This window comes from Streptomyces thermolilacinus SPC6 (assembly GCF_000478605.2).
Lineage (GTDB): Bacteria > Actinomycetota > Actinomycetes > Streptomycetales > Streptomycetaceae > Streptomyces > Streptomyces thermolilacinus.
This window is the reverse complement of record NZ_ASHX02000001.1, coordinates 5,550,440-5,563,492: the sequence shown is the minus strand read 5'-3', so window position 1 is coordinate 5,563,492 and position 13,053 is coordinate 5,550,440. Positions and strand designations below refer to the sequence as shown.

Here is a 13,053-nt window from a genome sequence, read left to right as displayed (position 1 = left end):
CTGGGTTACTTCTCCTCGGTACGGGACGACGACGGGGACGAGGGGGACGACGGCTGGGTGACGGCGGGCTCGTTGCCGCCGAGCAGCAGATAGAGGACGGCCATGCGGGTGAAGACGCCGTTGGCGACCTGCTCGACCACGGTGCAGCGGGGCGAGTCGGCGACCTCGGCGGTGATCTCCATGCCGCGGACCATGGGGCCGGGGTGCATGACGACGGCGTGCTCGGGGAGCTTCGCCATGCGCTGGGCGTCGAGGCCGTAGCGGCGGGAGTACTCGCGCTCGGTGGGGAAGAACGCGGCGTTCATCCGCTCCCGCTGGACGCGCAGCATCATGACGGCGTCGCACTTGGCCAGGGCGCTGTCGAGGTCGTAGGACACCTCGCAGGGCCAGTTGCCGACGCCGACCGGCACGAGGGTGGGCGGGGCGACGAGGGTGACCTCGGCGCCGAGCGTGTGGAGCAGGTCCACGTTGGAGCGGGCGACGCGGCTGTGGAGGACGTCGCCGACGATGGTGATCCGCTTGCCGGAGAGGTCCTGGCCGATGCCGGCCTCGTGGCCGATGAGGCGGCGGCGCAGGGTGAACGCGTCGAGGAGGGCCTGCGTGGGGTGCTGGTGGGTGCCGTCCCCGGCGTTGATGACGGGGGCGTCGATCCAGCCGGAGTTGGCGAGCCGGTAGGGGGCGCCGGAGGCGCTGTGCCGGATGACGACGGCGTCCACGCCCATGGCGGCGAGGGTCTGGGCGGTGTCCTTGAGGGATTCGCCCTTGGAGACGCTGGAGCCCTTGGCGGAGAAGTTGATGACGTCGGCGGAGAGGCGCTTCTCGGCGGCTTCGAAGGAGATCCGGGTGCGGGTGGAGTCCTCGAAGAAGAGGTTGCAGATCGTGCGGCCGCGCAGGGTGGGCAGCTTCTTGATCGGCCGGTCGGCGAGGCGGGCCATTTCCTCGGCGGTGTCGAGGACGAGTACGGCGTCGTCCCGGGTGAGGTCGGCGGCCGAGATGAGGTGGCGCTTCATCTGGGTGTTCTCCGGTGGGTGTGGAGGTCGGTTCCGTGGGCGTACCGGGCGTATGGGGGCTTTCCGGGCGGCTGCCGGGCGGGCGGGGCCGCCGGGGTGCCGGTCGCGGGCGGTCGGCGGGTGCCGGGCGCGGGGGCAGGTGCGTGCCGGGGGCGGGCGGCCCGGCTGCTCCCGCGGGTGCGCCTTTCGCCCGTACGCGGTTGTGCGCGGGCGCGTGGGGGCACGCGGGGGCGGGCGGAGGCGTACGGGTGGCTAGTTCTCGCCGGTGGCGGCGGGCTGGGCGAGCTCGCGCACACCGAGCAGCACGGCGTCGCGGCCGTCCTCCTCGGCGAGCTGGACCTTGACCGCCTCGCGCAGCGACGTGGGGAGGTTCTTGCCCACGTAGTCGGCGCGGATGGGCAGCTCCCGGTGGCCGCGGTCGACGAGGACGGCGAGCTGTACGGCGCGGGGGCGGCCGATGTCGCCGAGCGCGTCGAGGGCGGCGCGGATGGTGCGGCCGGAGAACAGCACGTCGTCCACGAGGACCACCAGGCGGCCGTCGACGCCGTCACCGGGGATTTCGGTGCGGGCGAGGGCGCGCGCCGGGCGCAGGCGCAGGTCGTCGCGGTACATGGTGATGTCGAGGGAGCCGACCGGCGTGGCACGGCCGGTGATCTGCTCCAGTTTCTCGGCCAGGCGCCGGGCGAGGAACACGCCGCGCGTGGGGATGCCGAGGAGGACCACGTCGTCGGCGCCCTTGGCGCGTTCGACGATCTCGTGGGCGATGCGGGTCAGGACCCGCGCGATGTCCGGTCCCTCGAGAACGGGGCGGGCATCGGACTGCTGGGGGGCGTCCATACGGAACGGACCTCCTTCTCCGCCTCACGGGACGGACCTTAAAGGACGTCGGAATTGCGTGTTCAACCGTACCAGGGCCCGGAAGGTGCTCGGTACGCACCGTTCGGCTTGACGCACCCAAGTAACGCTGCGTAACCTCACAGTGAGTTACCAGCCACGCGGCGGAGCCGCACGTTGTAACAGTGTCCAGGGAGCTATATGTCCAGCGAATACGCAAAACAGCTCGGGGCCAAGCTCCGTGCGATCCGCACCCAGCAGGGCCTGTCCCTCCACGGTGTGGAGGAGAAGTCCCAGGGCCGCTGGAAGGCCGTCGTGGTCGGTTCGTACGAGCGCGGCGACCGCGCGGTGACCGTGCAGCGTCTCGCGGAGCTGGCCGACTTCTACGGCGTGCCGGTGCAGGAGCTCCTGCCGGGCACGACGCCGGGCGGCGCCGCCGAGCCCCCGCCGAAGCTGGTCCTGGACCTGGAGCGCCTGGCGCACGTCCCGCAGGAGAAGGCGGGCCCGCTCCAGCGGTACGCCGCGACGATCCAGTCGCAGCGCGGTGACTACAACGGCAAGGTGCTGTCGATCCGCCAGGACGACCTGCGCACCCTGGCGGTCATCTACGACCAGTCGCCTTCCGTCCTGACCGAGCAGCTGATCAGCTGGGGCGTCCTGGACGCGGACGCCCGTCGCGCGGTCGCGCACGAGGAGAGCTGACCGCAGCAGAAACGTTGCCGCCGGAGGGCGGCCCCGCGAGCCGGGGCCGCCCTCCGGTGCGTTCCGGCACGGGGACGCGCGGGGGGGTGCGGGCAGGGTGCGGGGGCGCGGGTGGTGCGGGGTGCGGGCAGGGTGCGGGGGCGCGGGTGTGCGGGGCCACAAGCCGCGCGGGGGCCGGAGGCACAGGCCAGGTGCAGGACACAGGCGGCGTGGGGGTGCGGGAGGCGCGGGGGCGCGGGCCGGGTACGGGGTACACCGGGGGCGCGAGGCGATCCGAGGTGCGCGCGGGGTGCGCGCGGGGTGCGCGCGGGGATCCGAAGTACGCGCGGCGCGCGGGGTGCGGGCCGCATGAGGGGGGGTATGGGGCGCTGGGTGCGGGTGTTGCCCGTGCGCGGAGGCACAGGCTGGTGCGGGGCCGGGCGCCCGACGGGGGGCGCGGGGCGCGGGGCTCCGAGGCGGTCGTGGCGGGGGCCGTCGCCGGGGCCGGAGGCGCAGGGCGCACATCTCCGCTCTGCTGATCCGCTCGGCAAGGGGCGTGCGGGGATGCGGAAGGGCCCGCAGCGCGGAGCTGCGGGCCCTTCTCCGTGTCAGTCCCGGCGGAGGCCCGGCTTCAGGTCCTTGAAGCGGGCCAGCAGGCCGTTGACAAACGACGGCGATTCGTCCGTGGAGAACTCCTTGGCGAGCTGGACCGCCTCGTCGATGACCACCGCGTCCGGCGTCGCGTCGACCCAGACGAGCTCGTACGCCCCGAGGCGCAGGATGTTCCGGTCCACGACCGGCATCCGGTCGAGTGTCCAGCCCACCGCGTAGGTGGCGATGAGCTCGTCGATGCGGCGGGCGTACTCGGCGTACCCCTCCACGAGCTCCATCGTGTACTCGTTGACCGGCGGCTGCCGGTCGTCGGACCGGGCGTGCCGGATCCAGTCCGCAAGGACCTCCTGCACGGAAACCCCGCGCTGGTCGGCCTCGAAGAGGATCTGGAAGGCGCGCTTGCGGGCCTTGTTGCGGGCAGCCACGGTTAGCTGTTCACCCGGCCGAGGTAGTCGCTCGTACGGGTGTCGACCTTGATCTTCTCACCGGTGGTGATGAAGAGCGGGACCTGGATCTGGTGGCCGGTCTCCAGCGTCGCGGGCTTGGTGCCACCGGTGGAGCGGTCGCCCTGGACGCCCGGCTCGGTCTCGGCGACGGTCAGCTCGACGGCGGCGGGCAGCTCGACGTAGAGCACCTCGCCCTCGTGCGTGGCGACGGTGGCGGTGAAGCCCTCGATCAGGAAGTTCGCGGCGTCGCCGACGGCGGCGCGGGCGACGTGGAGCTGGTCGTACGTCTGCATGTCCATGAAGACGAAGTATTCGCCGTCCATGTACGAGAACTGCATGTCACGGCGGTCGACGGTGGCCGTCTCGACCTTGACACCGGCGTTGAAGGTCTTGTCGACGATCTTCCCGGAGAGCACGTTCTTGAGCTTGGTGCGCACGAAGGCCGGGCCCTTGCCGGGCTTGACGTGCTGGAACTCGACGACGGACCAGAGCTGGTCGTTGTCGAGCTTGAGCACCATGCCGTTCTTGAGGTCGTTCGTGGTGGCCACGGTTGCGGAATCTCCTGGACTGACGCTGGTGGACGACCGAGGAAGGCACGGTACGCGCTAGAGCGCGAGCAGCTCCTTGGTCGTGATGGTGAGTAGCTCGGGTCCGCCGTCCGCCTCCTGGCGTACGACGAGCGTGTCATCGATCCGGACTCCGCCCCGTCCCGGGAGGTGAACCCCTGGTTCGACGGTGACCGGCACGCAAGCGTCCAGTTTACCCATGGCCGACGGGGAGAGCTGCGGGTCCTCCTGGATTTCCAGGCCGACTCCGTGCCCGAGGGACGGGGCGAGGCCGTCGCCGTACCCCGCCGCGTCGAGGATCTGCCGGGCGGCCCGGTCCACGTCGCTGTACGCGGCGCCGGGGGTGAGCGCCTCGCGGGCGGCCCGTTGCGCGGCGAAGACCAGGTCGTACAGCTCGATCTGCCAGTCGGCGGGGGTGGTGCCGATGACGAACGTACGGCCGATCTCACAGCGGTAGCCGCGGTAGTTGGCGCCGAGGCATACGGAGAGGAAGTCGCCCTCCTCCACTCGGCGGTCGGACGGGCGGTGGCGGCCGCGCCCGGAGTGGGGGCCGGTGGCGACGGAGGTGGGGAAGGCGGGGCCGTCGGCGCCGTGGTCCACGAGGCGCCGCTCCAGTTCCAGGGCGAGGTGGCGCTCGGTGCGGCCGACGAGGATCGACTCCAGGAGCTCGCCGAGGGCCTGGTCGGTGATCTCCGCGGCGATCCGCAGGCAGGTGATCTCCTCCTCGTCCTTGACGATGCGCTCCTGCTCGACGGCCGTGCCGAGGTCGGCGAGGCGCAGCTGCGGGGCGGCGGCGCCGATGGCCCGGTACCGGGTGACGCTCAGGTGCCGTTCCTCGACCGCGAGGGTGTCGGCGCCGGCCTTGCGGGCGAGCTCGGCGGCGGTGACGGCGGGGTCGGCGGCGGAGGGCGGCAGGACGGTGAGGCGCAGGGCCTCGTCGGCGCGGCCTTCCACCGGGTCGCCAGTGGGGGTGCGGGGGCAGAGGAGGACGTCTGTCTCGGCGTCTGTGCCGCTGGTCGTGCCGGAGCCGGTGGCTGTTCCGGTGGCCGTGCCTGTGCCTGCGCCCGCGCCCAGGAGGAGTACGGCGCCCGGGGGGCAGGCGCCCGTGAGGTAACGGACGTTGGCGGGGCGGGAGACCAGTGCCGCCGCGGGGCCGGATGCCGCACAGCGGGCGCGGAGGCGGGCTCGGCGGTCCGCGTACACCTGGGACATGTCCTGAGCGTACGAGTCGTCGCTCGACCTGGCAGGTCGTGGGCGTCCGACCGGGGCTCGCCCCTGGACCCCGCGGTGGGTGGCCCCTGCCGGGGCGGGGCGCACGGGAGTCGTTGCCCCGCAGCGCCTCGCCTGCGTCCAGGTGGGCATCCTTCTGGGCGGGTCGCCCGTTGTGCCCGCCCTCCCCCGAGGTCTCGGCTTCGCTCGACCAGGGAAGACCCCCATCGCCTGCGGAACGACCACGACTGGTTGTGCCACGTGCGTGCCCGCCACCAGGCAGCGCGCGGACCGGCCCCGCGACGCCCGTGCTCGCGGGGACACGTGCCTGGCCCGAACCGGCGGTCACCGACCGGCGCCGGGGGCGTGCCGGGTTACCAGCTCGGGGGGCTGGTGAGGGCTCGGGCCAGGACTTCGTCGAGGGCTCGGGCGGTGGTCTCGACGTCGTAGTTGGAGTTGTCGATGATCGGCAGGCCCGAGGCGTGCCAGCCGGCCATGCGGCCGTGGATGCCCGCGACCTCCTCGTCCGACAGGCGCCGGTTGCCGCTGCGCTCGGCGTTGCGCTCCAGGACGATCTCCAGGCCCGGCAGCAGGACCACCGGCAGGAGGCCGGGGCCGACATGGCGCTTCCAGCCGCCGAGGCCCACGACCGGGCGGTCCGGGAAGACGGCGTCGTCCAGGATGCAGGAGATGCCGTTGGCCAGGAAGTTCCGCGCGGCGAAACCGCAGGTGCGGCGGGCCAACCGGTACTGGGCCTCCGACTGGTCGTTCCACCCCGACTGCGGGTCGGCGAACCCGGCGCACACCCATTCCCGTACGTCGTCCAGGCTGATGTGGGCGGTGGGTACGCGGCGGTGCTGCGCCCAGTACCGGGCGACCGTCGTCTTCCCCGCGCCCGCCGGGCCTATCAGGAGGACGGCGAGCGTGGCGGTGCCCGTGCCGAGGGTCGGGCCCGCGCCCGGCTCGGCGGCGGGCGGCGCGGTGACCGGGGCGACCGGCGGCAGGTGGATGTGGCCCGTCGTCGCGTCGCGCGCGGCGGGCGGGGCCGGGGCGTGGTGCGGGGCCTGCCAGGCACGGCCGGGCGTGTGCGGCGCGGGCGGCGGCGGGCCCTGCGGCGGCATCGGCTGCGGCACGGGCCGCTGGTGCGGCGCCGGGCCGTGCGCGGCGGGGCCCTGTGGGCGCGGGGCGTGCGGGGGCGGGCCCTGCGGGGCGTGCCCCTGGTGGCCCGGGCCCTGCGCCGCGTGGCCCTGGGGTGCCGGGCCCTGAGGCACCGGGGCAGGCGGGGCGTGCGGGGGTGGTGGGGGCGGTCCGGGGTGGTGTGCCTGCTGGGGCCACCCGGCCGCCGCGCTGCCCGGCTGGTGGGGCGGCGGCAGCGGGGCCCCCACTGCGTGCTGCATCCGGTGCCACTCCGTCTCGTACGACTGACGCTGATCGGGCGGCCGTTCGACGGCGCGCCGTTATCGAACCGTACCCTCCCGGCCCGTCAGACGGTGAACGGTCCGGGAGGGTTCCGTCAACAGCCGTCAGTCCGTCAACTCGTCGGCGAGAGCGCGCAGCGCGAGCCGGTACGACCCGATGCCGAAGCCCGCGACCGTCCCCGTGCCGACCGCCGCGACCACCGACGTGTGCCGGAACTCCTCGCGGGCGTACGGGTTGGAGATGTGCACCTCGATGAGCGGGGCCGTCCGCTGGGCGGCCGCGTCGCGCATGCCGTACGAGTAGTGGGTGAACGCGCCGGGGTTGAGGACGACCGGGATCGCGCCGTCGGCCGCCTCGTGCAGCCAGCGGATCATCTCGCCCTCGTCGTTGGTCTCGCGCACCTCGACGTCGAAGCCCAGCTCCTTGCCGAGCGTCCGGCAGGCGTCCACCAGGCCCGCGTACGAGGTGGAGCCGTACACGTCCGGTTCGCGGGAGCCGAGGCGGCCCAGGTTGGGGCCGTTCAGGACGAGCACCCGGCGGGTCACGCCGCGACCTCCCCGTACGCCGCGAGCAGCACGGCCGGGTCGGGGCCCTCCAGGACGGTGGGCTTGGCCAGGCCGTCGAGGACGATGAAGCGCAGCAGGTCGCCGCGGGACTTCTTGTCGACCTTCATCGTCTCCAGCAGCTTCGGCCACTGGTCGCCCCGGTACGTCAGCGGCAGCCCGACCGACTCCAGGACCGTGCGGTGCCGGTCGGCGGTCGCGTCGTCCAGGCGCCCGGCGAGCCGCCCCAGCTCTGCGGCGAACACCATGCCGACGGAGACGGCGGCGCCGTGCCGCCACTTGTACCGCTCGTTCTTCTCGATGGCGTGGGCCAGGGTGTGGCCGTAGTTCAGGATCTCCCGGAGCCCGGACTCCTTCAGATCGGAGGAGACGACCTCCGCCTTGACCTTGATCGAGCGGACGATCAGCTCCGCCGTGTGCGGCCCGGCGGGGGTGCGGGCGGCGGCCGGGTCGGACTCGATGAGGTCGAGGATCACCGGGTCGGCGATGAAACCGGCCTTGATGACCTCGGCGAGGCCGCTGACGTAGTCGTGGACGGGCAGCGAGTCCAGCGCGGCGAGGTCGCACAGCACACCGGCGGGCGGGTGGAAGGCGCCGACGAGGTTCTTGCCCTCGGCGGTGTTGATGCCGGTCTTCCCGCCGACCGCCGCGTCCACCATGGCGAGGACGGTGGTCGGTACGGCGATCCAGCGCACCCCGCGCAGCCAGGTCGCCGCGACGAACCCGGCGAGGTCCGTGGTGGCGCCGCCGCCCACACCGACGATCACGTCCGTACGGGTGAAGCCGGTCTGGCCGAGCGCCTTCCAGCAGTACGCGGCCACCTCGGTGGTCTTGGCCTCCTCGGCGTTCGGCACCTGGATGGCGACGGCCTCGAAGCCCTGGTCGGCGAGGTCCGCCCGGAGCGCCTCACCGGTCTCGGCGAGCGCCTCCGGGTGGATGACGGCGACGCGCTTGGCCCGGTCGCCGATCAGCCCGGCGAGCTCGCCGAGCAGCTGTCGGCCGACGAGCACGTCGTAGGGCTCCGAACCCGGGCTGCCGCCGACGTGGATACGGGTGGTTTCGGTCATTGGTCCTTCAGCTCCAGCGCGTCGAGGATCGCTTCCGCGACCTCGTCAGGGCTCTTGTCGTCCGTGGCCACGACCACCCGGGCGACTTCGGTGTACAGATGGCGGCGGGCCTCCATCAGCTCGCGCCACTGGCGGCGCGGGTTGACGGCCAGCAGCGGCCGGGCCGCGCCGAGGCCGACGCGGCGCACGGCCTCCTCGACGTCCATCGACAGATAGACGACGGGCAGCCCGGCGAGCAGCGCGCGCGTGCCCTCGTCGAGGATGGCGCCGCCGCCGAGGGCGAGGACGCCGGTGTGCTCGGCGAGGGCGGCGCGGACGGCGGCGCGCTCCAGCTCGCGGAAGTGCGGCTCGCCGTCCTCGACGAAGATGTCGGCGATCTCCCGGCCCTCGGCGGCGACGATGTCGGCGTCCGTGTCCCGGTAGGGCGCGCCCAGGCGCTCGGCGAGGAGCGCGCCCACCGTGGACTTGCCGGAGCCCATCGGTCCGACGAGGACGATCAGCGGTCCGCTGCTCACCGGATGTGCAGGTTGTCGAGGTAGGACCGGACGTTGCGGCGGGTCTCGGTGACGCTGTCGCCGCCGAACTTCTCCGCGACGGCGTCCGCGAGGACGAGCGCGACCATCGCCTCGGCGACGATCCCGGCCGCCGGGACGGCGCACACGTCGGAGCGCTGGTGGTGGGCCTGCGCCGGTTCGCCCGTCACCACGTCCACGGTGCGCAGCGCGCGCGGCACGGTCGCGATGGGCTTCATCGCGGCCCGTACGCGCAGCAGCTCGCCGGTGGTGAGCCCGCCCTCCGTACCGCCGGAGCGGCCGGAGGTGCGGCGGATGCCCTCGTCGGTGGTGACGATCTCGTCGTGGGCCCGCGAGCCGGGGACGCGCGCCAGGTCGAAGCCGTCGCCGACCTCGACGCCCTTGATGGCCTGGATGCCCATGAGGGCGGCGGCGAGCCGCGCGTCGAGGCGCCGGTCCCAGTGGACGTGCGAACCGAGGCCGACGGGCACGCCGTACGCCAGGACCTCGACCACGCCGCCGAGCGTGTCGCCGTCCTTGTGGGCCTGGTCGATCTCCGCGACCATCGCCTTCGAAGCGTCGGCGTCCAGGCAGCGCACCGGGTCGGCGTCGAGCCGCTCCACGTCGGCGGGCGTCGGGTGGACCCCGTACGGCGCCTTCGCGGAGGCCAGCTCCACGACGTGCGAGACGATCTCGATGCCCGCGGTCTCCTTCAGGTACGACCGGGCGATGGCGCCCAGCGCGACGCGGGCGGCGGTCTCACGGGCGCTGGCCCTCTCCAGGATCGGCCGCGCCTCGTCGAAGCCGTACTTCTGCATTCCGGCGAGGTCGGCGTGGCCGGGGCGGGGCCGGGTCAGCGGGGCGTTGCGGGCCAGTTCGGCGAGCTCGGCCGGGTCCACCGGGTCGGCCGCCATGACCTTCTCCCACTTGGGCCACTCGGTGTTGCCCACCATGACCGCGACCGGGGAGCCGAGCGTGAGGCCGTGCCGTACGCCGCCGAGGAAGGTGACCTCGTCCCGCTCGAACTTCATCCGCGCACCGCGCCCATAGCCCAGGCGCCGCCGGGCGAGGTGGTCCGCCACCATCTCCGTGGTGACCGGGACGCCGGCGGGAAGCCCCTCCAGCGTCGCCACCAGCGCGGGACCATGGGACTCCCCCGCCGTAAGCCAGCGCAACCTGCTCAACGGTGCTCCTTCTCCTGGGGCCGGATCTGCGGACGGCGCGGCCCGGTACGCGGCCCGGACCGGCCTCTCCCCCGATCCTCCCATGGCGCGGCGCCCGTCCGGCCGCCGTCCCAGCACTCGGACAGCGGTCCGGGATGCGGACGGCCACCGTCCGCCTGCGGCGGAGTCCCGGTCGGGGTCAGGCGCCGGTGGAGCGGAGGGCAGCCTCGCCCGCCGCGCGCATCGCGGCGAGGGGCGCCGGGGAGCGGCCGGTCATCTGCTCCACCTGGAGGACCGCCTGGTGGACGAGCAGGTCGAGGCCGCCGAGCACCGCGCCGCCGCGCCCCGACCAGGCGGCCGCCAGGGGCGTGGGCCAGGGGTCGTAGAGCACGTCGAAGAGGGTGCCGGGGCTCCCCGGTACGGACGCGGCGAGCTCGTCGGTGGCGCCGGCCGGGGTGGTGGCGATCACCAGGGGCGCGTCGAAGGCGCGGGCCGCTCCGGCCCAGTCGGCGGTGCGCACCTCGACGCCGAGGCGCTCGCCCCAGCCGCGCATCTCGGCGGCGCGTGCCTCGCTGCGCACGTACGCGGTGACGGGGCCCGAGCAGATCCGGGCGAGGGCGGCGAGCGCGGAGGAGGCGGTGGCACCGGCCCCGAGGACGGCGGCCTCCTCCGTCTTCTCGACGCCGCGCTCGCGCAGGGCGGCGATCATGCCGGGGATGTCGGTGTTGTCGCCGACGCGGCGGCCGTCGTCGGTGAGGACGACGGTGTTGACGGCCTCGACGGAGCGGGCCGTGTCGCTGATCTCGTCCAGCAGGGGGATCACGGCGCGCTTGAGCGGCATGGTCAGGGAGAGCCCCGCCCACGACGCGTCGAGCGTGCCGAAGAAGCCGGGGAGCCGCGCCTCGTCCACCTCGAACCGGTCGTACGTCCAGCCGGTCAGGCCGAGTTCAACGTACGCGGCCCGGTGCAGGACCGGGGAGAGCGAGTGGGCGATCGGCGATCCCAGGACCGCCGCCCTGCGGGACTCAACCCCCCTGGTTGTCATTGAACTTGTCCTTCAGCTTGAGGAACTCGTCGTGGGTCCTGGCGAATTCGGTCTTGTTCATGCCGTCCGTCGCCACGAAGTACATCCATCCCTCCGACGTGGGGGCGAGCGCCGCTGCGAGCGCCTCCTTGCCGGGGTTGCCGATCGGGCCGGGGGTGAGGCCCTTGCGGGTGTACGTGTTGTACGGGTCCTTGTTGCTGTTGATCTCGGACTCGCTGATGTCGATCTCGCTCTGGCCCTTGAGGTAGTTGAAGGCCGAGTCGAACTGGAGCAGCTGGTTGGTCTCCGTGTTGGTGGGCTTGAGCCGGTTGTAGACGACCTCGCTCATCTTCCTGAAGTCGTCCTCGGTCTTGCCCTCCGCCTGGACGAGGCTCGCGACGGTGACCAGCTCCCACGGGCCCTCGAGGCCGAGGGCCTTGGACTTGGTCTCCAGGTCGAGCTGGCTGTACTCGGAGTTGGCGCGGGCGACCATCTTCTTCAGGACGTCCTCGGGCTTGTTCCCCTTGGCCACGGGATAGTCGGCCGGGAAGAGGAAGCCCTCCAGCGGGTCCTTCACGTCGGGGTGGCCGGTCGCCCAGGCGGGCAGGCCCAGGTTCTTGACGTTGTCCCGGGCGGCCTTCTCGGTGGTGCCGGCGGCCAGTTCGAGGCGCTTGTCGATCTGCTCGTACACCCAGGCGTTGCGCTTGCCCTCGGGGATGATGAGGACGTTGCGGCTCTTCGGGCTGAGCATGGCCTCGACGGCGGAGGCCGCGGACATGCCCTTCTGGAGGGTGTAGAAGCCGGGCTGGATGGAGAGGCCCTTGGGGTTCTTCTCCTGCGCGGTGACGAAGGCGTCGACGCTCTTGACGACTCCGTTCTTGACGAGGATGTTGCCGATCTCGCTGCCGGACGCGTCCTTGGGGACCTCGATGGTGACGGTCTCGCCCGTGCCCGAGCCGGTGAAGTCCGGGGCGGGACCGAACCGGTCCTGCCAGAACTGGTAGCCGACGTAGCCGACGCCGCCGAGGCCGCCCGCGAGGACCAGGGCCACGAACAGGCAGGCCACGCCGTTGCGGCTCTTGCGTTTCTTGGTGCGGCCGCGGCCGCCGTCGCGCCGGGAGCCGGCCGGGTCGTCGTCGTAGCCGTCGTCGTCACGCCCGCCGTCGTGCCCGTCGTGCGTGTCGTCGTGGCCGTCGTACGCGTCGTCGTCGTGGCCCTCCCGGCCGTCGTCGCCGCCGCGTCGTCGGGAGCCGCCGCTCGGGGCGCGGTCGTCCCGCCCGCGGCCGTCGGCGGGGTGCCGGTCCTGGTCCTCGGGGTGGTGCGGCTCGTCGGCGTGGTCCTCGCGGGACTGCCGGTCGTCGCCCGGGGCCTCGGCCTGCCACTGCCCGCCGTGGCCCTGGTGCTGGTCCTGCTGCTGGTACTGGCCGTGCGGGTCGGGGTGGCGCTGGCCGGGGGGCTGCGGCGGCGGGTACGCCTCGGGGGTGCTGTAGAGGTCGGCGCCCTGGCCGGTTCCGTACGGGTCGGCGGGCGGCGGCGTCCCGTACGGCATGGCCTGCTGGCCGGTGCCGGTGTCCCAGCCGCCGCCGTACTCCTGGCCGTGCGCCCCGGCGCCGTACGTCTGGCCGGGGTCGCCACCGTACGCGTGGCCCGCGTCGCCGGTCCCGTATCCCTGGCCGGGGGCCCCGGCGCCGTACTCCTGGCCGCCCGCGTCGTACTGCCGGCCGTCGTAACCCTGCTGGTACGGGTCCTGGTGGCCGCCGCCGTACTGCGGCTGCTGCTGCTGGTGGTAGGCGCCTGTGTCCTGCCGGCCTGCCCATCCCTGGTCCCCGTACAGGGGGTCCTCGGGGTGCCAGGGCTGGGAGCCGGGGCTCCGGCCATACTCAGTCATCGATCCCCAAACAGCCGTGAGGCTTCCGGGACGTCCGCCTCTACGTCGTACGGCGGCCT

Annotated in this window: 13 protein-coding genes; 1 reads left to right on the top strand and 12 read right to left on the bottom strand. The window is 73.4% G+C overall.

Annotated features, from left to right (window positions below):
* Window positions 1-5: 5 nt before the first annotated feature.
* Complete coding sequence (locus J116_RS24205) at window positions 6-1,010, bottom strand: aspartate carbamoyltransferase catalytic subunit (RefSeq protein WP_023589657.1); 1,005 nt, start codon at window positions 1,008-1,010, stop codon at window positions 6-8.
* Window positions 1,011-1,262: 252 nt separating this feature from the next.
* A complete protein-coding gene (gene pyrR, locus J116_RS24200; protein WP_023589656.1) occupies window positions 1,263-1,847 on the bottom strand; it encodes a bifunctional pyr operon transcriptional regulator/uracil phosphoribosyltransferase PyrR in 585 nt (194 codons plus the stop codon).
* Window positions 1,848-2,045: 198 nt separating this feature from the next.
* Between pyrR and bldD the strand changes: the two genes are divergently transcribed.
* Window positions 2,046-2,546, top strand: coding sequence for a transcriptional regulator BldD (bldD, locus tag J116_RS24195; RefSeq protein ID WP_005319862.1), 501 nt, complete (start codon window positions 2,046-2,048; stop codon window positions 2,544-2,546).
* Window positions 2,547-3,133: 587 nt separating this feature from the next.
* On the opposite strand, the gene nusB is transcribed toward bldD, so the two are convergent.
* The 10 genes from nusB to mltG all read right to left on the bottom strand — a co-directional run bounded on the left by nusB (window position 3,134) and on the right by mltG (window position 12,994).
* Window positions 3,134-3,562 (bottom strand): transcription antitermination factor NusB, encoded by a 429-nt coding sequence (gene nusB, locus J116_RS24190; protein WP_023589655.1) that lies wholly within the window; start codon window positions 3,560-3,562, stop codon window positions 3,134-3,136.
* Between the two features lie 2 nt (window positions 3,563-3,564).
* On the bottom strand, window positions 3,565-4,131 hold the full coding sequence (gene efp / locus J116_RS24185; protein ID WP_023589654.1) for an elongation factor P: 567 nt from the start codon (window positions 4,129-4,131) through the stop codon (window positions 3,565-3,567).
* 57 nt (window positions 4,132-4,188) lie between these two features.
* Window positions 4,189-5,361: an aminopeptidase P family protein gene (locus tag J116_RS24180; RefSeq protein ID WP_023589653.1), complete on the bottom strand. Its 1,173-nt coding sequence runs from the start codon at window positions 5,359-5,361 to the stop codon at window positions 4,189-4,191.
* Window positions 5,362-5,732: 371 nt separating this feature from the next.
* Window positions 5,733-6,755, bottom strand: a complete 1,023-nt coding sequence (locus tag J116_RS24175; RefSeq protein WP_023589652.1) for an AAA family ATPase — start codon at window positions 6,753-6,755, stop codon at window positions 5,733-5,735.
* Between the two features lie 126 nt (window positions 6,756-6,881).
* On the bottom strand, window positions 6,882-7,322 hold the full coding sequence (aroQ, locus tag J116_RS24170; RefSeq protein ID WP_023589651.1) for a type II 3-dehydroquinate dehydratase: 441 nt from the start codon (window positions 7,320-7,322) through the stop codon (window positions 6,882-6,884).
* A complete protein-coding gene (gene aroB, locus J116_RS24165) occupies window positions 7,319-8,407 on the bottom strand; it encodes a 3-dehydroquinate synthase (protein WP_023589650.1) in 1,089 nt (362 codons plus the stop codon). Before aroB ends, aroQ begins: the two co-directional genes overlap by 4 nt.
* Window positions 8,404-8,922, bottom strand: a complete 519-nt coding sequence (locus J116_RS24160; protein ID WP_023589649.1) for a shikimate kinase — start codon at window positions 8,920-8,922, stop codon at window positions 8,404-8,406. The genes aroB and J116_RS24160 overlap by 4 nt, the downstream gene beginning before the upstream one ends.
* Entirely contained in the window at window positions 8,919-10,103 is a 1,185-nt protein-coding gene (gene aroC, locus J116_RS24155) for a chorismate synthase (RefSeq protein ID WP_023589648.1), read from the bottom strand. The genes J116_RS24160 and aroC overlap by 4 nt, the downstream gene beginning before the upstream one ends.
* A 178-nt stretch (window positions 10,104-10,281) precedes the next feature.
* A complete protein-coding gene (locus J116_RS24150; protein ID WP_023589647.1) occupies window positions 10,282-11,127 on the bottom strand; it encodes a shikimate dehydrogenase in 846 nt (281 codons plus the stop codon).
* Window positions 11,108-12,994, bottom strand: a complete 1,887-nt coding sequence (gene mltG, locus J116_RS24145) for an endolytic transglycosylase MltG (RefSeq protein ID WP_023589646.1) — start codon at window positions 12,992-12,994, stop codon at window positions 11,108-11,110. Before mltG ends, J116_RS24150 begins: the two co-directional genes overlap by 20 nt.
* Window positions 12,995-13,053: the final 59 nt, after the last annotated feature.